General features: G+C 63.5%; 10 protein-coding genes. 6 read left to right on the plus strand and 4 right to left on the minus strand.

Translation table 11 applies throughout. The features are described from left to right. Positions 1-14 precede the first annotated feature (14 nt). From AC3EF3_RS12890 to AC3EF3_RS12910, 5 genes are all read left to right on the plus strand, one after another. Positions 15-290, plus strand: coding sequence for a LapA family protein (locus tag AC3EF3_RS12890; RefSeq protein WP_488532551.1), 276 nt, complete (start codon positions 15-17; stop codon positions 288-290). After that, positions 280-1,413, plus strand: a complete 1,134-nt coding sequence (gene lapB, locus AC3EF3_RS12895) for a lipopolysaccharide assembly protein LapB (protein ID WP_488532552.1) — start codon at positions 280-282, stop codon at positions 1,411-1,413. The genes AC3EF3_RS12890 and lapB overlap by 11 nt, the downstream gene beginning before the upstream one ends. Next, positions 1,410-2,333 carry a D-glycero-beta-D-manno-heptose-7-phosphate kinase gene (gene rfaE1, locus AC3EF3_RS12900; protein ID WP_488532553.1) on the plus strand — a complete coding sequence of 308 codons (924 nt, stop codon included), beginning with the start codon at positions 1,410-1,412 and terminating at the stop codon, positions 2,331-2,333. Before lapB ends, rfaE1 begins: the two co-directional genes overlap by 4 nt. Then, on the plus strand, positions 2,330-3,337 hold the full coding sequence (gene rfaD, locus AC3EF3_RS12905; RefSeq protein ID WP_488532554.1) for an ADP-glyceromanno-heptose 6-epimerase: 1,008 nt from the start codon (positions 2,330-2,332) through the stop codon (positions 3,335-3,337). Before rfaE1 ends, rfaD begins: the two co-directional genes overlap by 4 nt. A gap of 77 nt (positions 3,338-3,414) precedes the next feature. Further along, positions 3,415-3,969: a ComEA family DNA-binding protein gene (locus AC3EF3_RS12910; RefSeq protein ID WP_488532555.1), complete on the plus strand. Its 555-nt coding sequence runs from the start codon at positions 3,415-3,417 to the stop codon at positions 3,967-3,969. 201 nt (positions 3,970-4,170) lie between these two features. Here the strand turns inward: AC3EF3_RS12910 and AC3EF3_RS12915 are convergent, their stop codons facing one another. Next, positions 4,171-16,395, minus strand: a complete 12,225-nt coding sequence (locus AC3EF3_RS12915) for a putative Ig domain-containing protein (RefSeq protein ID WP_488532556.1) — start codon at positions 16,393-16,395, stop codon at positions 4,171-4,173. An 11-nt stretch (positions 16,396-16,406) separates the two neighbouring features. Beyond that, entirely contained in the window at positions 16,407-17,231 is an 825-nt protein-coding gene (locus AC3EF3_RS12920; RefSeq protein ID WP_488532557.1) for a hypothetical protein, read from the minus strand. A gap of 648 nt (positions 17,232-17,879) precedes the next feature. Here AC3EF3_RS12920 and AC3EF3_RS12925 point away from each other — a divergent pair. Beyond that, entirely contained in the window at positions 17,880-19,109 is a 1,230-nt protein-coding gene (locus AC3EF3_RS12925; protein WP_488532558.1) for a glycosyltransferase family 4 protein, read from the plus strand. A gap of 11 nt (positions 19,110-19,120) precedes the next feature. Here AC3EF3_RS12925 and AC3EF3_RS12930 read toward each other — a convergent pair whose 3' ends face one another. Beyond that, positions 19,121-20,545 (minus strand): HlyD family type I secretion periplasmic adaptor subunit, encoded by a 1,425-nt coding sequence (locus tag AC3EF3_RS12930; protein WP_488532559.1) that lies wholly within the window; start codon positions 20,543-20,545, stop codon positions 19,121-19,123. Next, on the minus strand, positions 20,542-22,737 hold the full coding sequence (locus AC3EF3_RS12935) for a type I secretion system permease/ATPase (protein WP_488533786.1): 2,196 nt from the start codon (positions 22,735-22,737) through the stop codon (positions 20,542-20,544). The genes AC3EF3_RS12930 and AC3EF3_RS12935 overlap by 4 nt, the downstream gene beginning before the upstream one ends. Between the last annotated feature and the right edge of the window lie 455 nt (positions 22,738-23,192).

Genomic DNA, 23,192 nt, shown 5'->3' on the forward strand with positions numbered 1-23,192 from the left:
ACCGAGGCGCCCGAATGAAATACATCCTGTGGCTGCTCAAGGCAGCCATTTTTTTTACCCTCTTCGCGTTCGCGCTGAACAACCAGCAGGACACGGCGGTGCACTTTTTCTTCGGCACGGTGTGGCACGCCCCGCTGGTGCTCGTCGTGCTCGCGGCCTTTGCGACCGGCCTGGTGGTCGGCGCACTGGGCATGGTGCCGCGCTGGTGGAAGCACCGCATGGCCGCGCGCCGCGCCCACCAGAAGATGGCTGCGGCCGGAGAAGCGAGCACGGGACACCATGGACTTTGACCTGAGCTGGGTCCTCTGGGGCCTGCCCCTGGCGTTCGTCCTGGGCTGGCTCGCCTCGCGGCTGGACTTGCGGCAGCTGCGCATCGAGAACCGCCGCGCGCCCAAGGCCTACTTCCGGGGCCTGAATTTCCTGCTGAACGAACAGCAGGACCAGGCCATCGACGCGTTCATCGAGGCGGTGCGCAGTGACCCGGACACGTCCGAGCTGCATTTCGCGCTGGGCAACCTGTTCCGCCGCCGCGGCGAGTACGACCGCGCCGTGCGCGTGCACGAGCACCTGCTGTCGCGCGGCGACCTGAGCCGGGAGGAGCGGCATCGCGCGCAGCACGCGCTGGCGCTGGACTTCCTGAAGGCCGGCCTGCTCGATCGTGCCGAAGACGCATTGCGCAAGCTCGAAGGCTCGGCCTATGAAGGCCAGGCGCTGCTCGCCCTGCTGGCGATCTACGAACGCACGCGCGACTGGCCCCATGCCGCCGAAATCGCCCGCAAGCTCGAAGCCGCGGGCCAGGGCAGCTTCAGCGGCCGGCTGGCGCATTACCTGTGCGAGCAAGCCGCGACCGCGACACCGCAGGAGGCCGAGCGGCTGCTGCGCGAGGCGACGAAGGCGGCCCCCGAGGCGGCGCGCCCCGGGATCGAACTCGCCGCACTGCAGCGGCGCGCGGGCGATGCGCCGGCCGCGTTCGACACGCTCGTGCGCCTTTCCCGCTCGGCGCCGCTTTCCGTTCCGCTGATGGCCCGGTCGCTGGCCGGAATCGCCATCGAGACGAACCGCCGCGGCGAAGCGCTGGAGCTCCTGCGCGGCACCTACGACCAGGGGCCTTCGCTCGACGTGCTCGAGGCTATCGTCGCCCTCGAGCCGGACAGCACGGCGGCGCGCGAGTGGTACCTGAAGCACCTCGAGCGCGAACATTCGCTGGTGGCCGCATCGAAGTGGCTGGCGTCGGAAAAACTCGAGCACGAGCAGTTCCATCCGCTGGTTCAGGGCGCGCTCGATTACGCCGCGCGGCCGCTCATGCGGTACCGCTGCGCCGCCTGTGGTTTCGAAGCCAAGCAACATTTCTGGCAATGTCCCGGCTGCCAGGCCTGGGACAGCTATCCTCCCCGCAGGGTGGAAGAACTATGAACAAGCAACAACTCGCCAACGCGCGCGTGCTGGTGGTCGGCGACCCGATGCTCGACCGCTACTGGCACGGGGCGGTGGAGCGCATCTCGCCCGAGGCGCCCGTGCCGGTCGTCAAGGTCAGCCGCGAGGAGGAGCGCGTCGGCGCGGCCGCCAACGTGGCGTACAACATCGCCACACTGGGGGCGCGCGCGGCCTTCCTCGGCGTCGTGGGCGCGGACGAGCCCGGGCAGCGCCTCGAGGCGCTCCTGAAGCAAACGGGCATCGATACCCACCTCAAGCGTGACCCGGGCCTGAAGACCACCGTGAAGCTGCGCGTCATCGGCCGCCAGCAGCAGCTGCTGCGCATGGATTTCGAGAACGAGCCCGACCACGAGGCGCTGGCGAGCCAGAACGAGGCCTTCGATGCGCTCGTGGGCCAGCACGATGCGGTGCTCTTTTCCGACTATGGCAAGGGCGGGCTCGCGCACATCCCGAAGATGATCAGCCTCGCACGCACGGCCGGCAAACCGGTGCTGATCGACCCGAAAGGGTCGGACTACCACCGCTACAGCGGCGCGACCGTGATCACGCCCAATCGCGCCGAGCTTCAGCAGGTCGTGGGCAGCTGGCGGGACGACAATGAACTGCGTGCAAAGGCGCAGCAGCTGCGCGACGCGCTCAAGCTCGACGCCCTGCTGGTGACATTGGGCGAAGACGGCATGACGCTGTTCGATGCGCAGGGCGAGGTGCACGTCGATGCGCAGGCGCGCGAGGTGTTCGACGTCACGGGTGCGGGCGACACGGTGATCGCCACGCTCGCCGCCCTGGTCGCCGCGGGCATGAAGCTGCGCGAGGCGATGCCCCTGGCCAACAAGGCCGGCGGCATCGTGGTGGGCAAGTTCGGCACCGCGACCGTTTCGTACGAGGAGTTGTTCGAATGACGCGCTATGTCGTGACCGGGGCCGCGGGGTTCATAGGCTCCAACATCGTCAAGGGCCTGAACGCCCGCGGGATCGACGACATCATCGCCGTCGACGACCTCAGGCACGGCGACAAGTTCCGCAACCTCGCCGACCTGAAGATCGCCGACTACGTCGATGCCGACCTCTTCTACGACGCCTTCGCCGATGGCCATTTCGGCAAGGTCGAAGCCGTCTTTCACGAAGGCGCGTGCAGCGACACGATGGAGAGCGACGGCAAGTACATGATGGACAACAACTACACGTTGTCCTGCGGGCTCTTCGCCGCCTGCCGTGAACGTGGCGCGCGCCTCCTGTATGCGTCCTCGGCGGCGACCTACGGCTGGACCGACACCTTCCGCGAGGAGCCGAAGTACGAGCTCCCGCTGAACGTGTACGGCTACTCCAAGCTGCTGTTCGACCAGCGCATGCGGCGCGAACTGGGCGACGACTTCGCGGGCGCGGCGAAGTCGAAGGCGAAGCAGGTCGTGGGCTTTCGCTACTTCAATGTCTATGGGCCGCGCGAGCAGCACAAGGGCCGCATGGCGAGCGTCGCCTTCCACCAGTTCAACCAGTTCCGCGAGCAGGGCAAGGTCAAGCTGTTCGGCGAATACGGTGGCTACGGCCCGGGCGACCAGAAGCGCGACTTCGTGTTCGTCGACGACGTGGTGGCCGTCAACCTGTGGTTCCTTGACAACCCGGGCAAGTCGGGCCTCTTCAACCTGGGCACGGGCCGCGCGCAGCCCTTCAACGACGTCGCGACAGCGGTGGTCAACGCGCTGCATGGCGGTGCGCCGATGGACACCGCGGCTGCGGCCGGGCGGGGGCTGATCGAGTACATCCCCTTCCCCGACGCCCTGCGCGGCAAATACCAGTGCTACACGCAGGCCGACCTCACGAAACTGAGGGCCTGCGGCTGCGACCACGTGTTCGCCGACGTGGCGGCCGGCGTCGCGCGCTACATGCAAACCCTCGCCCGGTCCTGAGCGGTCAACCCTTGGCGGGCCGCTGCCGTTACGGGAAAGCCCGGCCGGATGGAGCCGGCCCACCTCTAGGAGCGACCATGCTGAAGAAAATCCTGGCCTTGCTGGCCATGCTGTACGCCGCGGCGTCCTTTGCCGCCGTTGACGTGAACAAGGCGACCGCCGCCGAGCTGGACGCGGTCAAGGGCATCGGCCCCGGCATCTTGAGCAAGATCGTCGAGGAGCGCAAGAAGGGCAACTTCAAGGACTGGCAAGACTTCATCGACCGCGTCAAGGGCGTGGGCGAGAAGAACGCCGCCAAGTTCTCCGCCGAAGGCGTGACGGTGAACGGCGCGCCGTTCAGCGGTGCGCCTGCCGCGGCGGAAGCCAAGAAGCCGGCCACGACGGCTGCCGCCGCGAAGACCGAGAAGGCGACCACCACGGCCGCGGCTGCCTCGGCCGCCGCGCCTGCCTCGGCTGCGAAGGACGCCAAGGCGGAAGCCAAGGCCAAGAAGGAAGCCGACAAGAAGGCCAAAGCCGAAGAGAAGGCCAAGAAGGCTGAGGAAGCCAAGGCCAAGAAGGAAGAAGCGAAGGCGAAGAAGGCTGCCGCCAAGGAAGCCAAGCCGGCGGCCAGCGCCGCGAGCGCCAAGAAGTAAGCCCCGCGCTGCTCGGGAAAAGGCCCGCCACCCGGCGGGCTTTTTTTTCATGGGCGCGCTATGACGTAGCAAACGCCCAGTGCAGCCGCTTGACGCGTTCTGGGCGGATGTCTGCCCGAATTCCCCTCTCTTACATAGCTAGTAGAGCGTCTGCTTTGCCCTCCATGCTGAGCGGCCCGGCCCCAGCGCGCCGACCACTGACTAATGCCAGTTCGCAGCAATCACCGGCTCCAAGGAGGCCTGATAATTGGGCGGCAGCGTGGTTTGTCCTTGCTGCGGAGGCGCGAAAGACGCCATCGCTTGCACGAGGTTCTGCACTTGGCTGTCGAGCAATTGCTGGCCGTTGGACAGGCGCAGGATTTCGATGTGGTGCGCGGTGTCCATGTACCAGCCCGAAATCGTCGTCTTGTCGGTGGTCCCGATCACCGACACCTCAAGATTGCCTCCGGATTGCCTGAACCACAGCTGGTCGGCCGCAATGTCGGTACCGAACTGCAGCACGTCCTGCACGCCCGCGGTGGCGTCGACGTCGACGATCGTGTCCTGACCGTCTTCGCGAGCAAACACGTAGGTGTCCGCGCCAAGGCCGCCGTTCAGCGAATCGTTGCCGGTGCCCCCCTCCAGCGTGTCATTTCCGGCGCCGGCGGTGATAGTGTCATTGCCGCCCACGCCCCGCAGCCAGTTGGCGCTGTCGTTGCCCACGATGACGTTGGCCAACTCATTGCCCGTGCCGTCGATCGCGCCGTTGCCGATGAATGTGAGCTTCTCGATGTTCGCACCCAGAGTGAGGCTGGCTGAGGACTGCACGGTATCCACGCCCTGACCGGAAAGCTCGGTCACCACGTCACCCGGGTTGTCAACGATGTACAGGTCGTCGCCGGCGCCGCCGGTCATGGTATCGGCGCCCGATCCGCCATCGATGGTGTCGTTGCCGCCGCCACCTTCGATCACATCATTGCCTGTGCCTCCGTAGATCGTGTCATTGCCATCGTCCCCGTACAGCGAATCGTTGCCGTCGTCCCCGTAAAGCAAGTCGTTGCCGCCGCTGCCGTGTATGGTGTCGTTACCGGCACCGCCGTGAACGGTGTCGTTACCGCCCAAGGCGTCGATCTGATCGCCTCCCGCGGATCCTGTCAGCGAGTCGCCGCCACCGGTGCCGCTGAGCGTCTCCCCGATCGCCAGGCTGAACAACTGGCTCGCGCGCGCGCCGGACGTGTCGGTGGCAATCACGCCCAGCGACCAGACACCGCCCGTGCTGTTGCCCGGCGTGCCACTGAACGTGCGAGTTGCCGCGTTGAACGATAGCCACGACGGCAGGGCGCCGCCGTCGGCAGCTATCGCGCGATAGGACAACTGGTCTCCCACATCGGGGTCGAGGAACGCGCCCGAAGGAACCGTATAAGTCCAAGCGATGCCTTGCATCGCCTGCTGCTCGCTCAGAACCTGCGCCACCACCGGCGCGTCATTCACATTGACGACCGTCAGACCAAAGGCCGTCATCGCAATCGCGCCGGAACCGTCGGTCGCCGTAATTGCGATGTTCAGGTTACCGACGTCCGCATTGGCTGGCGTGCCGCTGAACGTGCGGGCCGATGCATCGAAAGTCAGCCAAGCCGGCAAAGCGGACCCGCCGACCAGTTCCGCCGAATAGCTCAGCGAGTCGCCGACATCGGGATCGACGAAGGTGCCCGCCGGCATGACGAAGGTCCAAGCCGCATTCTGATTCACGCTCTGGCTGGCAATCGGCTGCGCGACCACGGGTGCGTCGTTCACGTTAGCTACCGCCAGCGCAAACGTGCCCACGGCCTGCAGGCCCTGAGGGTCGGCCGCCGAGACCTTCAGTGTCACGTTACCAACATCTGCGTTGCCCGGGGTGCCGGAGAAGGTTCGCGACGCGGCATCGAATGTGATCCAGGACGGCAGGGCAGAACCATCGGCGAGGGTCGCCGCATACGTGAGCGGATCCGCGTCCGGATCGACAAACGTGCTGGTGGGCACGGTGAAGGTCCACCCCTGGCCCTGAGTCGCCGATTGGGCCGACAAGGGCTGTGCGCATTGCGGGGCGCGATCGATCACCAGATTCAGAGCCTCGCTCGCGCTCGCGCCGGCAGCGTCGGTAGCGCTCACGCTCAGCGCAAGCGTCCCGCCGTCACCTACTGCGGGCGTGCCGCTTAACGTACGGGTGATCGAATCGAATGACAGCCACGAAGGCAAGGCCTGGCCCGAGGCCTGCTGCACCTTCCAGGTCAGTGGGTCGCCGGGGTCGGCATCGGTAAACAGGTCCGCAGGCAGTTGCACGCGGACCTCGCGTGTCTCTGCACCGGTCTGGTCCGCCATGGTGGCGCTCACGATAGGTGCTTGATTCACGTGCACGACAGTCAAAGCGAAACTCGCGCTCGCGTTCAAGCCCGCGCCGTCGACGGCGTTTACCTGCAGATTCAGGGAGCCGGCGGAGCCTTGCGGCGGCGTGCCGCTGAAAGTTCCGGTGATGGCATCGAAGCTCAGCCAAGAGGGCAAGGCCGCGCCATTGGCAAGAGATGCACTGTACGTGAGCGTGTCGCCGGTATCCGCATCCGTGAACGTTCCTGCAGGAACTGCGAAGGTCCACATCTGGCGCTCATTCGCGGACTGTCCCGCGAGCGCTTGCGCGAGTACGGGAGCACGATCGATCACCAGATTGAAGGTTTCGCTCGCGCTTGAACCGGCGCAATCCGTCGCGCTCACGCGCAGGGCCCAGATTCCGCCCTCGCCCGGAGCAGGCGTGCCACTCAGCGTGCGTATGGTCGGATCGAACGCCAACCATGAGGGCAACTCCTGGCCTGATGCTTGCTGCACGCTCCAGGTCAGCGTGTCGCCCGGGTCGGGATCGGTGAAGAGGTTCGCCGGCAACTGCACATTGAGCTCCCGCGTTTCCGCACCCACCTGGTCGGGTAGCGTCGCGCTTACGAGCGGCGGCTGGTTGCGCTTCGTGATCGAGAGGGTGAACAGCTCGCTCGCGCTGGATTCTTCAGTATTCGTTCCTGTGACCCTGAAGTTCAGATCTCCGGCAGCGGCGTCCGGCGGTATTCCGCTGAACGTGTGGGTGCGAGCATCGAAGCTGACCCAAGCGGGCAGTGCGCTGCCATCGGCCAGCGACGCCGCGTATGTAAGCATGTCGCCCAAGTCCGCCTCGCTGAATGCTGTGTCGGACACCCTGAAAGCCCATGCGCTGCCCGTGAGTGCGTTCTGCGCGGCGATGGGTTCGCCGGCCGACACAGTCAACGGTGCATTCACGAACGTAGTCGTACTGCCGTCCGCGCTGATGCGCATGCCCGATGCGGTGCCATCCGCATTGAAGCTCGTAGTGCCGTGCGAACCATCGGCGCGCATCCACGCATCGCTCACTCGGTTGCCGCTGGCATCGAAGTAGGTCGTGGTGACGTCGCCCAAACCGTCGTTGACGTAGCTGCTGAAGGTGTCGTCCGAGTTCGTAGTCGTTCCGGAGCTGGAACCGTCGGCGTTGAAAATGTCGGTTCCGTAGCTGTTGCCTCGGCTCCACCGGTCGTGTGTTTCAGCGCCACTGACGTCGTAATACGCTTGCGTGTACGAGTACACGCCGTTATCGATATTGACGGAGTAGGTTTCTGAGCTTCCGTCCGCGTTGAAGGTCTGGTTTGCATAACCCGTGCTGGTCCAGGAATCCGTGCCGTGCGACCCGTCCGATCTCTCCCAGGCGTCGCCGCTCGCGGTGCCAGTGTATTTGTACCAGCTGCCATCGGGCCAGTCTTCTTCGCCATACTTGCTCCCATCCAGGTTGTAAACGTCGTACCCTGTAGAGCCGTCGCTGCCGCCGTACGTGTCACCGGTGTAAAACCCCGTGCTGTCATAGCTGTTCCGCTGCCAATACGTGCCTCCGTCCGAGTACCACCAGTCGTCCTCGATCTCGTTGCCATTCGCGTCGAACAATTGCGACTTGCCGTCGGTGTCGGTCCAGTACTGGTAGACCCTGTGCGAGCCGTCGGGGTAATAGGCAACTCCCGTTCCCTCCTGGAAGTTGTCGCTGCCGTAACTTCCGTCGGTATCGGTCCAGCTATCGCTGGCCTTGAAGCCATTCATCCAGTATTGCGTGGTCGTCGTCTTGCCGTGGGCATCGTTCACTGTGACACTGTATGTGCCGTCGGGTCGGTAAACGTCGCTGCCCGACGTGCCATCGGCTGCCGTCCAAGAGTCGCTGATTTTGTGTCCCGCAGCCGAGTATTGCGTGACAGTGCTATTACCGTGGCCGTCACTGATCGCGACACTGTACGAACCGTCGGACTGATAGGTCTCGCTGCCCGCGCTGCCGTCGGACTTGGTCCAGGCGTCTGCGGTCTTGCGCCCATCCGCGGCGTAGTTGGTTGTGGTGACGTTGCCTTGGCTGTCGTCGTCCGTGACAGAGTAGGAGCCGTCGGCGGCGTGTGACTCCGAATGCACATCCGCCAGATTCGTCCAGTCCTGTGATCCGTACGCGCCGTCCGTCGACCACCAGCGATCGCTGAGTCTCGTACCTTGCCCGTCGAAAGTGGTCACGACGGTCTTTCCGGCGTCGACCGTCGTGACAATGATGCGCGTGACGTTGCCACTCGCGTCGCGATAGGTCGCCGTCTGCCGCCCATTACTGTCGATCGTGAACGTGGCGGTGCTGCCATCGGCGTACGTGCCTTGACCGGTGGAGGACCCGTCGGCACTGAAGGTGTCCGCGCCGTGCGAGCCATCTATGCGCGTCCACGTGTCGCCCAGCTTCACTCCTGCGGCACTGTATTCGGTTGTCGTGACATTGCCGCTCGAGGTGCGGCTGGTCACGCTGTACGAATGGTCCAGCGCGGTCGTCGTGGTGACCGTGGAGCCGTCGCCGGCATAGCTGACGCTGGCCTGCGTTCCGTTGGTGAACAACGTGTCACTCGCGACTTTGGCGCCCTGCGCATTGAACGTTGTGACAACCCGATTGCCGGTGCCGTCAACTCCGATCGTGGAATAGCTTGTCAGCGTTTGCGCGCTGTCGTAGTACGCGTCCTGTACGTTGCCGTCGTCCCCGAGTTTGGCCACCACGCTGGAAGTGAGATTACCGCCGGCGTCGTAGTAGTCGGTCTCCGCAGTGCCATCGGCAAACACCGTACCGACCTGCGCGGACATGAACACGTTCTGCGCGTTGTACGTGCTGGTAGTGACCTGGTTGGTGCCGGTGATGGCGCTGACCGTGTAACTCAGCAAAGCACCCGTGGCCGTGTAGTTCGTCGTGCTCGCATCTCCCAGACCGTCCGCACACTGCACGATCCTGCCGGTCAACACGCCGCCAGCGTCGTAGTTGCTCGTCGTGAGCGTCGTGACCTGGCCCAGCGTGGCGCTCGTGCGCACGCTCGATCCAGTCAAATTGCCGCTCGCGTCATATTGCAGGGTCGTCACGGTCCCGTCAGCGGCCGTGCTCGTGACGCTGCGGCCGGTCATCCCACCCGAAGCGGAGTACAAGTAGCTGATGACGTTCCCTTGTCCGTCGTCGCGGGAGCTGACAGTGGGCTGTCCTGCCGGCGCGTAGGTCCAGCTGTATGTGACGCCGTTGACGTTCACACTCTGCGTGTAATTCGGGTCGGTTTCGACCAGTATTGAGCCGTCCGGCAGATTGATGTGGATTTCCGGGCTGGTGGTGAGGTATCCCCATCCAGGGCCGTTGACCAATCCTCCGCCGGGAATCACGACGCCCCCGGAGCTCGGCGGAGTGGGAAGCGGCGCGCCCGCACCCGGCCCCATCGTCGCAATGATGGTGGACGAGACGCCTTGGGGTGCCGGCAGTGTTGGGCTGGTGGAATTTCCCGTGGCATTTGGACCCGGGTACGCCGTCATCGACGTGATGTTGCCCTGCGCGTCTGTCGTAAACTTGTAGTAGTGCTGTGAAGCGTCGACGCTCACGCCGGCGCTGCTGCCGTCCACGTAGTAGCTGTCGACGCCATGACTGCCATCGTTGTGAAACCACAAATCGGCGAGCCTGACGGAGTCACTGCTGTAGCGAGTGAAGATGCCGTTACCTAGGCCGTCTTCCTGTAGCACGTCATAAGCGCCAGCCCCGCCAAACGTCATCGTGACTGGCGACTGGACGGGTCCCAGCTTCTGGGCAGTGCCCAAGCCGAAATATCGCGTGCCGTACACGCTGGTTTCCTCGTACACGTGCACGCCCGTGCTGATGTCCCAGAGCTCGAGCGTGCCGCTCAGTGGGCCATCCATTCCGTAGCCCGGGAATTTATTTGGGTCCGCGAGCACGGCCTGCGGCGACTCGAATCCCATTTCAATGTAGAAGTCGTTTTGACTCGAGCCAGGAGTGGTCAGCCAACCGTAATAGGCGCTCTCAGTGATATCCCCATTCGGGTCCTCCTGATACCACGTACTGCCAGACGAGGCCTGCACCCCACCATTTCCGCTCAACCACCAGCTGTTCCCGCCGCTGGGCCCCGCTGCCCCCCACTCATAGCTATATCCAGGGTAGTAGTCGTAGCTGTCGCCGGCTTGTTGATCGGCGCTGGTCCACCAACCACGAACCTCTCCGGGGTAGGTTGCGAGATCCCGCGCGACGAGGTTGGAAACCCCGTTGAAGTCATAGGGGGTCACCAGATCGGACCCGGAACTTCCATCCGGGCGCACCCATGTCTCGCCGGTTTTGGCGCCGCTCGCGTCGGTGTAGCTGATGATCCGGTTCAGCCCTTGGCTCTGTTCAACCGAGCCGCCCAGGAGGTTGCCGACGGCGCTGTAGTTCGAGGTCGTCCTCGTGCCGACCGTGTTCGTGGACAACACCGCGTAGGAGCCGTCAGCGTTGAAGGTCGTGCCGCTGCTCGATCCATCGGGTGCGAATGTCTCGGTCCCGTGGGTGCCGTCGGCCTTGCCCCACAACTCGCTGAGTTTCACACCATTTGCGCTGTACACCACCGAGGTGATGTTGCCGGCACCATCGTCCGTACGGACCTGGTATGTTCCATCGGCAAACACGATTGTCGAGGTGACCGGAATGGGATGTCCGGTCGCATCGAAAGCCAAGGTTGCGACGTGGCCATGGCCGTCATCGGTGTAAATTGAGTAGCTTCCGTCCGGTGCATATGCGATGCCTGTGCTTGTTCCGTCGGAATTGAATGCGTCGCTGCCGTGGCTGCCGTCCAATTGGAACCATCTGTCGCTGATCCTTTGGCCGGCGGCATTGAAGTTCGTTTCAAGGCGGCCGCCCAGTCCATCGTCGTTGTAGGTCGTCCAGCTTCCGCTCGCAAATGCGACCGTCCCAGTGCTGGATCCGTCTGGATTGAAGGTGTCAGACCCATGACTACCATCCGGCTTGCTCCATACATCGCTGGTGGCAGCTCCTGTGGTGTTCGCACCGTCGAAGTACGTGACGCTTGTATTCCCTTGCGGGTCCACGGTCTTGAGCGATGAGCCGATGATGCTCCCGAATCCGTCGTCGTAGTTGACGATGGATTGTCCGGCCGCCCCTCCCGCGAGGAGGGCCCGCGTGGCAACGTCCGCCATCTGGGATTGGCTGTACGACGTCTGTGCATCGAAGCCGAATTGATATGCCGCCGCCCCCGAAACGGTCAGCCGCCGTCCGTCCGCGAAGGTGATGTCCAAGCTATCGCCGGTCACCTGCGCACCCACGATATTGGTCAGGGAGCTCGCTTCGAAGATAACAAGATTGTTGCCTCCTGCCCCATCGATGGTGACGCTGCCCGAATCGGCTTTGATGATGTAGGTGTCCGTGCCGCCGCCGCCCACCAGCGTGCTGTCGCCGGTGCCGGCGTGCAGCGTATCGTCGCCCTCGCCGCCATAAAGCGTGTCGCGGCCTTCGGCTGCGTAGAGGTCGTCGTTGCCCGCCCCGCCGTCCAGCACGTCGTCGCCGGCGCCTCCCTGCAGTTCGTCGTTCCCCGCCGAGCCATAGAGCGTGTCGTCACCGGCCCCACCCACCAAGGTGTCGTTTCCGTCCTCACCGTCGAGGTAGTCGTTGGCGCTGGTCAGCACCGTCGACGCGTTGTCATCGCCGAGCAGGACATCGTCGCCGCTGCCGCCGTATAAGGTGTCGTTGCCGCCGCCGCCCAGCAGGGTGTCGTTGTCTTCTCCTCCGTCCAGGTAGTCGTTGCCGTCCGATGCGGTGCCGGCACCCTCGTTGTCACCGTAGAGCAGGTCGACTCCACTACCGCCGTACAGCGTGTCGGACCCAAAGCCACCGACCAGCGTGTCCAGGCCTCCTTCGCCATCGAGGTAATCGTTGCCGGAGAACTGCGCATCCATGTCGACGTCGTCACCACGCAGTTGGTCTGCTCCATCACCGCCGTACAGGGTGTCGTCGCTGCCGCCGCCGATCAGCGTGTCGTTTCCGTCTTCGCCATCCAGATAGTCCTGCCCGTGGTTTTGGCCGGGGATGCGCGCGGCGTTGTCGTCACCCTCCAGAACGTCGTCGCCCGTGCCACCGAACAGCGTGTCGTTACCGCTCTGACCAAGCAAGGTGTCGTTGCCTGCCTCGCCGTCCAGGTAGTCGTCGCCGCCAAGTGTCGGGGCGAGGTAGCTCGTCTCATCGGGCATGAAGCGGCCACCATCGCCCCACATTTGGTCGCTGCCTTCTCCGCCGTACAGCGTGTCGTCCTTGCCGCCGCCGACCAGTGTGTCGTTGCCGCCTTCGCCGTCCAGGTAATCGTTGCCTGCAATCGAAGCCGGCGTGCGGGTGAGATCGCCGTCGTCGCCCCAGACCTGGTCGTCGCCCAGACCGCCGTAGACGACATCGTCATTGCCTTGGCCGATAAGCGTGTCGTTGCCTTCGCCGCCATCCAGGAAGTCTCGACCCTGCTGATCTTCGGAGGTATAGACCACTAGGCCCGGCTGGTCTTGCGCAGGACCATCACCCAGAATGAAGTCATTGCCCGCCTGCCCGAGCAGCAGGTCCGAGCCGCCCATTCCATAGACGATGTCGTTTCCATCGCCCGCGTCGATTCGGTCATCGCCCGTGCCCGCGTACACGCGATCGTCCCCCGTGCCCGCACCGATGACGTTGCCCGCATCCCCGAATTGCTCGTCGCGAAGCAACGTGTCGCTCAGTTGCCTCGCAGGCAGGCCGTTGATGCCGGTGCTGCCATTCTCAGTGATGTTCCAACCGAATCCGGAGTAGACGATCGGGTCCGGGCTGAACAGGTCTTCTGCGCCGACCGTTTTCGGCTTGTCGATGCCGCCGGTGGACGAGCCGTAGATGATGTCGTCGCCCGCGCCGCCGTCGATAGTGTCGGCGCCCAGGCCGCCTTGCAACACGTCGGCGCCGTCACCGCCTTCAATGGAGTCGTCGCCCGCACCGCCGAAGAGGGCGTCGCTGCCGCCGAGCCCCTGGATATGGTCGGCCTGGTCGGTGCCCGTGATCAGGTCGTTCGCACCGGGCGAGGACGGATTATTCGGATCGATGACGTAGTTGCCGTCGGCGCCGAATTCGTACTGGTTGGTGTTGTCGGCGATCTTCTTGGTGAAGTCGCCGGTGAGGGTGTTGGCCGAGTCCCTCCTTGCATCGACGTTCAAACCCCAAGTGTTACTGGTGATGCTTTGACCATCGGAATCTTGGACCGTAACCGTGAGCCGCCCCATTTCTGCGCTCGTTGCTCGGCCCGAGGCATATAGCGCAAATGAGAATTCGGTCTGGCCTGGCGCGATGATGATGGTCGCGCCGTCGGCGTCCAACGTCTCGTCGCCGAACACGCCCTTGATCGGCGATTGCTCAAGACCCTGCACCTCGAGGATCAGCGTTTGCGCATAGTCTTTGGCTTCGCTCAAGTAGACCGTAAACGTCTGGCCAGCGCCGAGGTCAGACGCCTTGCCTGCAAGGGCGTCGAGACTCGCGCCCGGGTTTTCCCAGAAACTCTTCCCGCTGCCTTCTTCCACTGCTACTTGCGCTGGGCCAAACTTGATGCCCAAGTACCCGTCAGCGCCTTGCGCCTTCGCGAGATCGAAGTTCTTGATAGCAATGTTGTCGGCGCTGTCGCCGTCGACGGTGACGATCAGCTGTTTGCCGGTAGACGAGGCTGTGTCGTTCATCACCGTATAGCGAATGTTGGGTCCGTCGGGCCGCTCTTGCACCCAGGCGCGACCGCTCCCGTCGCCACCCGCGAGCTGCACGCCATTCAGGGTGATGCTGCCTTGCCCATCGATGTCCATGAGGATGTCCTTGCCCCACGTGCCGGAGAACGTGTACGTGTCGTCGCCCGCGCCGCCGCGCAAGGAGTCGTTTCCTGCACCGCCGTCGAGTGAGTCATTGCCGCCGGAGCCTTCGAGATCGTCATTGCCGGCCTGCCCCTTGAGCGTGTCATTGCCCGCACCGCCGAAGAGGCGGTCGTCGCGGCTCGCGCCTTCCAACGCCCCGGCGGCGGCGCTGGCGAACTCCACGTAGCGAGTGCTGGCCGTGATGCCCCCGCGCTGGATGTGGACGCCGCTGAACTGATCACTCCAGACGATGTCGCTGGCGTCGTACCGCGTCGCGTTCGCGTCGCCCGCCACTGTGCCGCCGCTGCTGGTGTCGTAGCGCGCGTTCTGGTCGTTGTAGTACAGCACCCGGCGCACGAAGTCCGCGCGTGCCGCCAAGTAGCCGTCACTGTAGTTGGCCAAGCCTTGCGAGCGTTGCAGCGGCGTCAGGGCCTGGTCTTGGCTCCATTTCGTGTACAGGTCTTGCTGCGCCGTTTGGAGATCAGCGGGAACGCTGCCGGCGAACTTCAACGCGAACGGCGATGCGTAGACGAGGCTGAGGAACGCGCCAAAGTCCTGCTTCGCGACCGACGCCTCAGTGGGCGGGGCGGTGAGTTGGACGGCGCCCAGCAGCGCCGTGTACGCACTGCTGTTCTGGATCACCTGCAGCGCCTGGTAGAACGTCGTGCGGCCAGTGTAGCCGTTCGCGTCATTCACGTTGAACCACGTGCCGCCGTCGGGGTTGCCCTTGAGGACCGGTGCGTTCGCGTGCAGCATCGATGCGAGCGCGTTGACCATGTTCTCCAGCACGTCGCCTTCGGCTTTGCCTTGGTCCGATCCGGCAAAGAGCGCACCATCTTGCTTGCGCAGGTTGGAGGCGTCTTGCAGGTACTGCTTGAGTGCGCCTGCTGCCGCGTCTCGCTGCGCGGGGGCGACCAGTTGCAGCAGTGTGTTCTGCACCGCCAGCGAATCGACCAGCAGCACTAGGCTGTGGGTGTCCCCGAAGTCCCTGGTAGCGTAGCCGCTGACCAGCAGCTTGACCCCGAAGTTCTCTAGCGAGGCCAGCGCCGCCGCTCCCCCGACGCCACCGCGATATAGCGGCTGGTCTTCGATGAACTCGCGCACGTCTGCGCCCAAGTGCCACTGGCTGTTGGCTACCGCCGAGGGCGTGGTGTCGCCCACCACGTCGAACTGGTTGGCCGCCGGCTGGCCGGGGTTGACGTAGACCTTGCCGCTGTAAGCACGGCTCCGACTATCGGCGATGCTGGCTGCACTTGTGCTGGCAGCCACCGTCAGCACGGCCATTTGGTAGTCCAAATCTTCCTGGCCAATGGCGTCGTCGGGCACCACCTGGGGGCTGTGGCCGTCTCCGCTGGTCAGGCTGGCCACGCGCGCAACTTCGGCGCGGATAGCATCGATGCGGCTGATGGCCTGCAGCACTTGCTGGGCCTGCGGATCCGGTCCCATGCCGCTGTAAGAGGACGGGTGAGCTAGTTCCTCCAGCGTTGTCCGATCCGCTGCGCTGATGCTGCCGCCGCTCTGGTATTGCTCGCGCGCTCGCTCGTACAGAGCCGTGAGGTTCGGATCACCAAACGTGAACGCGTGACCGTCCGCGTTGGCCGACAAGCTCGTGAACTGCGCGACCAAGCTGGCCAGATTGGTGCTGCTGGCCACAACGCCCACGCCCGCGCCGTTGAAGGTGACGACTTGCTGCAACTGGCCTTCGTTGCCGTGCAGCAGATTGAACACCGTCGCGAGATGTCCGCCCAGGCTGTAGCCAGTGACACTGAAGGATTGCCCGCTGGCCAGCGGGCCGCCGTCAGCCGTGAGCTCCTCCTGGTACCACGCCTCCATGTCCCGGATCTGCCCCCAGGCGTAGCCGGTCCGCACAATTTCCAGGGAGTTTGTGGCTTGGTTGTCTCGCGCAGCGTCGTCGATGAATTCGGTCGAGCGGAAGCTCAGAACCAGTTCGCCGGTGGCTTTGTTCTTGAATAGCGTGCCGCTGAAGCCCGTTGGTGTATTGGCCTGCTGAGCCACGACTTCCCATTGCTCGAGAAAGGATGTTGCTTGCTCATCCGTAAATTTTGTAGCGTAGCCATTCCCTTCCAGCAATGCCGATTTGATATCGGCCTTGAGTTCACCCGTGGCCTCGTCTTGTACGAGAAACGCCTCCGCCGCCATTTGCAAGTTTGCATAGGCAGAAAACTCGGAAATATTTGGAGTTGTCATTTCTCTTATCCCTATCTGGATGGCCTCAGGACTTTCTCAACGAACTGGAGTGTCTGGCCGACCTGCGCAGAAAACGCCGGGCCCGGAACACGCCGACCCCGGTTACTGTTGAAGTCAGGGCAGGCGTTGTCCGCCGCAAATAGCCAAGGAGAGCGGCCACCTGCGGTGCTGCCTTGCGCCCAGTCGACCATATAGCCGACGCGTTCGGCAATCACCTCATTGGTTTGCAAGTCAATTACCTTGAGCGAACTCCCTGCAATCCAGTACTTGCGCTCCTCTAGAGTTGAGATGTCGTCGTAGGTTACGCCGTAGTGAGGCGGCCTGCCATCCGCTGGGGCGCGACTGAGAACGAACTCATTGGTTCGGAAGGTTGTCTTGCCGTCGCCTCCCGCCAGCACGCTGGACGTGTGGATGACCTCTCGAAAAGACCCCGTGTAGCGATACCGCTTTCCATCCTTGACATCTTGAGCTTCAACATACATATAGCCGGAGCGCGGCGAAGCTGGCGCCGGCTCGCTCGCCAACTGATGCTGAAAGCCTCGCAGGAAGTTCAGAATGTATAGATCACCGCCCGCATCATGCCCGTAAGGATCGTCCAATTCAAACTGACTTTCGTAGTTAACTTTGGACGGCCGGAGTTTGAGCAGGTAAATCCCTTCGACGCCATCAACGCTCCTATGAATAAACTCTCCCGCCTTCTTACAACGATCGTTAAACATCGCCATTGCGATCTTTTGTCGCTCTGGAAGAGCCTGCTTCTTGGCGGTGGCCAAACACCCCAGCAAATTGGTCGCCACAAAGATTGCAGCGATCGTTTGTTTGAACAGCTTTATCACGACGCGTTCCTCCGCTCAAGATCCTTACACCCATCCAGAACATTGCCATCGCCACCTTCTCTCAGGCTGACAAGTCTTGCGGCGTCCGCGCCGTCGCGGAACACCCCAGCAGACAGGTCACCGCGGCCAATTTGCGCATGTTCAATGTTCGTCGCCACTTTTCCTCCTCACTTAACAGTTCGTCTTCCAACCCGGCGCGACGAGGTCGTACCGCCCTATGGGCCTTTGCACCTGACGGACTTCACTCTCGTGTTGGCGCGTGTGGTGACCGTGCAGTGCTCAGCCGCCGAACATCAGATTTGCCTCTTTGATTAATTCAGTCAGTCAGCGGCGGAGTGCGGACCCATACACCTTCGCGATAATGGAATTTCGCATATGGGCGGCGCGCTCGACCGAGTTGCTAGGCATCCTCACAACTTAAAGCGGCCGAAACCACGTACCATTCGCCCACAACCGTTCTGTTGAATATGATTGGAGGCTCTAACTCGCCTCGCGAAGGTCGTTCTATACTGAGAAATCGGAGATCTCGGATTTCGTAGGCTTCGTGAGCGCTAGCTGCTATCAGCGAAATTGGGGCCAAGGCAAGCCTTTTGGGTTTGTTGTTTCCTCTCGGACGCCCGGCATAAATCGCAACCCTGAAGACCAGGTATGAGATTTTTGTTTGCTCACCAAAACTTCCCCGGCCAATACCTGCACTTGGCGCGCCACCTTGCTTCCATACCGGGCAACGAAGTGACATTCGCAACCCAGCGACGCAACGCGAGTCTGCCGGGGGTGAAGGTGATCGCGTACGAGCCACATCGCTCCGCTACGACAGGTGTGCACCATTACCTTCGCGACACTGAAGCGGCCGTTCTGAACGCGCAGAACGTCGCGCGGCTGGCGCTGGATTTGAAGGACACCGGCTTCGTCCCCGACGTAGTCTTGGCCCACAACGGTTGGGGCGAGCTGTGGTATCTGAAGGATGTCTTTCCCAAGTCGCCCCTGATCGGCTACTTCGAGTTTTTCTATCGCCGCCGCGGCGCGGACGTGGGCTTCGATCCGACCGAAAAGCTCGTTTTCGACAATGCTCCGCGACTGCGCACGAAGAACATCGGCAACCTCATTGGCCTCGATGCCGCTGACCTCGGCCAAACTCCGACCCATTGGCAGAAGTCCGTGTATCCGCCGGTCTACCAGCCCAAGCTGCATGTGGTCCATGAAGGGATCGACACGACTGTTGTCAAGCCTGACCCTGCCGCGCGCCTTGTCATCCCGGGAACCGAGATCGAACTGGCGGCAGGTGACGACGTGGTCACCTACGTAGCTCGGAACCTGGAGCCTTATCGCGGCTTTCCGGGCTTCATGCGAAGCCTGCCGGCCATCCTCGCGAAGCGGCCGAAAGCGCGCATCCTGATCGTCGGTGGTGACGAAACAAGCTACGGCCCGCGCCCGACCGATGGCCGGCCGTTTCGCGCGCATCTTCTCGACGAGCTGGCCGGCTCGCTCGATACAAGCCGGGTGCACTTTCTCGGGAAGGTCCCGTACAACACCTTCCTCAACCTGCTGCAGGTCTCGAAGGTCCATGTCTATCTGACCTATCCTTTCGTGCTGTCGTGGTCCATGCTGGAAGCCATGGCTGCCGGCTGTGTGGTCGTGGCGTCGAAGACCGCGCCGGTCGAGGAGGTGATTCACGACAGCGACAACGGCCTGCTGGTTGACTTCTTCTCGCCGCAGCAGATCGCGCAGCGGGTGGTCGCCGTCCTGACGGAGCCGGCTGCGTTCGCTTCCATCGGAGAGCGCGCCCGCCGCACGATCGTGGAGAACTACGACCTGCGCACGATCTGCCTGCCCGCGCAATTGCGCTTGCTGGAGCTGGCGCGCGAAGCGGCGGCGTAGAGTCATTCGTCTCATCGCTCCCTCCATGCTTCGCTGGCGGCCTTCTGAATCGGGCTCAGCAGAAACTCGATGACCCGCCGGCGCCCAGTCTTGATCTCCGCGCTCAGGTTCATGCCTGGTTGCAAGCGGACTCTCTTGCCGTCCACATCGATATCGGTCGCGTTGAGCGTCAAAGTCGCCGGAAACAACGCGCCGCGCTTCTCGTCGTTCACCGCGTCAGCGCTCACGCGCGTGACCTTGGCCGCAACGGTGCCATAGCGCGTGAAGGGGAAAGTCTCCAGCTTGATCTCGGCGTTCTGACCCACGTCCACGAACCCGACATCCTTGTTCTCCAGTGTCACCTCCGCGGTGACCTGCGCGCCGACGGGCACCACGACCATCAGGGTCTGGGCCTCCGTCACCACGCCGCCGGCGGTATGCGCCGCGAGCTGCTGCACCGTACCGTCGACCGGCGCCCTGAGCACCGTCAGGCGCTCTCTTTCTTCCGCCTTGGACTGATCCTGCGTGGCCTGCTGCCGCCTGAGCTCGGATTGCGCCTCGCGGTCGCTCAACGTGCGCCGCGTTTCAGCCAAGTAAGCCATGCGAGCCATTTCACTTTCGCGCAGTGCCGCCTGCGCTTCGGCCAGGCGTGCCCTCTGCGTTGCTAGGTCGTGTTCGAGTTCGATGCGCTCGCGCGACTTGTCCTGGGACATGTGTTCGGCGGCGTAGCCCTCCTTGGCGAGGCGCTCGAAATCCTTTTCACGCTGCCGCGCGATGGGTAGCGTGAGCTCCAGTTTCGTGATCATTTCGCGCGCAGTGTCGATCTCCGCATGGCGCCTGTTGATCTCCGATGCCGACTTGGCGAGCTTGGCCGCGATGTCCGACCACTCAGCCTCCAATTGGGATTGCGCCGCCTGCACATCGGCCGAGCTCCATTGAGTGGGGAAGCGCGCACGGGGGCGAGCCTGGCCACCGGACATCGCATCCAGGATCGTCCGCGCCCGCAGCGCATCCGAGTGCGCCGCCTTCACCTGCTCCTGAGTGGCGGCCTTGTCAGCACTGGCGAACGTCGGATCGAGCTCGATCAGCGGTTGGCCAGACCGGACACGATCGCCGTCCTGCACCAGTACTCGTTTGACGACGCTGCGCTCCAGCGGCTGCACGAGCTTCGTGCGATCGCTCACGATGATGCGGCCGGTGGCGACCGCCACGACATCGATCTTGCCGAAGATGCTCCACAGGAGTGCAATCAGGAACACCGCCATGATCGCGTAGGCGAACCGGCGCGGCGCCGGATGCAGGGGCGTTTCCTGCAGACTCAGCGCCGCGGGCAGGAACGCCGCTTCGTCGGCCAGGCGGGCAGGCCCGGCCAGTTCGTGCCGTGCCCCCCAGGCCAGCGACAAAACCGTGCGGTAGCGCGCCAGCAGGTCCAGCACCGGATGGCTGGGCGCATTCATGCCGTGGCCTCTTGCTGTACTTGGCTGCCGTCCTGCATGCGCCACAGGTGCGCGTAGAGTCCACGCGGCTTGTTCACCAGCTCTTCGTGCGGACCAATTTCGGCGATGTGTCCCTTCTCCAGTACGACGATGCGGTTCGCTTGTCGCACGGCCGACAGCCGATGGGCGATAACGAACACGGTGCGCCCCTGGCAGATCTGCGCCATGTTGCGATGGATGATGGCCTCGCTCTCGTAGTCCAGCGCGCTTGTTGCCTCGTCGAAGATCAGGATCCGGGGATTCGTGAAGAGGGCCCGGGCGATCGCGATGCGCTGGCGCTGCCCACCCGATAACGAGCTGCCTTGCTCACCGACCACGGTGTCGTAGCCCTCGGGAAGTTCGCTGATGAACTCGTGCGCGCCAGCGAGCTGCGCGGCACGCATCACGGCTTCGATCGGGGCGGCCGGGTCGGCGATCGCGATGTTTTCGCGCACGCTGCGGTTGAACAGCAGGTTTTCCTGGAGCACAACGCCCACTTGCCGGCGCAGCTGCGCCGCGTCGATCAAGGCGATGTCGATACCGTCGACCAGGATGCGGCCCGACTCGGGAACATACAGGCGCTGGATCAGTTTGGTCAGCGTGCTCTTGCCCGATCCCGAGCGGCCGACGATGCCGATCACTTCGCCGGGCCGGGCATCGAGGTGGATGTTCTTGAGAACGGGGACGGCCTCGGGCCGATAGCGGAAAATCACACTATCGATCGTTACCCGGCCCTTGATCGGCGGCAGCTGCGCGGCACTGGACGGCGGCACCTCGGTTCGGGTGTTCAGGATGTCACCCAGGCGGGCCATCGAGATGCCGGTCTGTTGGAAGTCTGTCCACAGCTGCGCCATGCGCATGATGGGGCTGGCCACGCGCTGCGCGAACATGGTGAACGCGACGAACTGGCCGACGGTCAGATCGCCGTCAATCACCAGGTGCGCGCCCCACCAGAGCATGGCGGCGTTCACCAGCTTGCCGATCAGGTTCACCGCTTCGTTCGCCCAGCTCGCGAGATTCTGTGTCTTGAAACTCGCACTGACGTAGGCCGCGAGCTGATTGTCCCAACGGCGGGCGAAGCTGGGTTCCAGTGCGCTCGCCTTGACGGTCTGGATGCCGGTGATGGTTTCCACCAGCATCGCGTGGTTCTCGGCGCTGCGGGCGAACTTCACGTCCAGGCGCTTGCGCAGAATCGGCACCACGCCGAGGCTCAATATGAAATACAGCGGCAGGCTCGCCAACACGATCAGCGTCAGCGGCACGCTGTAAAACAGCATCACAGCGATGAAGACGATCGAGAAGGTCGCATCGAGCACGACCGTGAGTGCCTGGCCGGTAAGGAAGCTACGGATGTTCTCCAACTCACGAACACGGGCCACCGAATCACCGACCCGGCGAGCCTGGAAGTAGGCCAGCGGCAATTGCACCAAGTGGCGGAACAGGCGCGCGCCGAGTTCGACGTCGATGCGGCTGGTGGTGTGGCTGAAGACGTAGGAGCGCAGACCCGAAAGCACACTCTCGAAGACCACGACGGTGACCAGCCCGATGACCAGGACGTCCAGCGTTGTGAGTCCCTTGTGAACCAGGACCTTGTCCATCACCACCTGAAAGAACAAGGGGCTGACCAGCGCGAACAGCTGCAGCATGAGCGAGATCAGCAGGACTTCGCCCAGCAATCTGCGGTACTTGACGATCGACGGGATGAACCAGGAGAAGTCGAAGCGCGCGAGCTCTCCCATGAGGCTTGCGCGGCTGGTAATCAGGATCAGATCACCGGTCCAATTCGACGTGAACACTTCGACCGGTTCAATCATAGGTCGCGAGCCCGCTGCCCTCGGGTCCTGGATCAGGACGCGCTTCCCATCGCACTGTGCCAAGATCACGACATCAAGACTTCCGTCTTCACGCGACAGAAGCGCGAGCGCTGGCAATGGGGTGAGAGGCAGACGATCGACGGTCGTTGAGGTCAGCTTGGCCTTGAGTCCAAGATGCTTCGAAGCTCGAAGAAGCTCGTCGACGCCGACGCGATCACTTGGGGGCATGCCGAGTTGATGCGCGAGTGCGGCCGGATCAGCCGCGATCTGATGGAGACGGGCAATGGCGCATAGGGCCGCCAAGGCGGGAGCGCCTAAGGAATCCTGCTCGAGTGCACTTCCCTCCGAAGCACGACTCACCCTAGCAGTCTCTGCTGACTGCTCGTTGTAGCCGCTCACGGGCATTCGCCCCCCTGGTAACTATTTGTGCGAAGTGTAGATCGAACGACCTCGATTCATCAATGAACTTGTCTGCTGCCACGCCGCAACGTTGCACGGCTACCAACTGGCGCGTTGCGGTCTCCTCAACTTGCGGGAGACGCTGGGCAACTGCCTCATTTATGAAACGTCGTAGGCGCGCCCGCTGGAAGGAGACCCAGAGCTCTAAGACCCGCCCTCCAGACCAGAACTCACCACCCCTCAGCCGATCGCGACTCGGCATCCCCCGGCAAGCATGTGCTGCGCTGCACACCGTGCAACGAAGCCGTCTCAGAAGGTCTCCTCGGCCGCGCGCGACCAGCCCTTCGCATTGGCGCGTAGCGCCAGAACCGGGCCGCCCTGCAGGTCGTACCAGCCCAGCGGTCATCGGCGGTGTA

Source organism: Ramlibacter sp. GS1-15 (genome assembly GCF_057785015.1).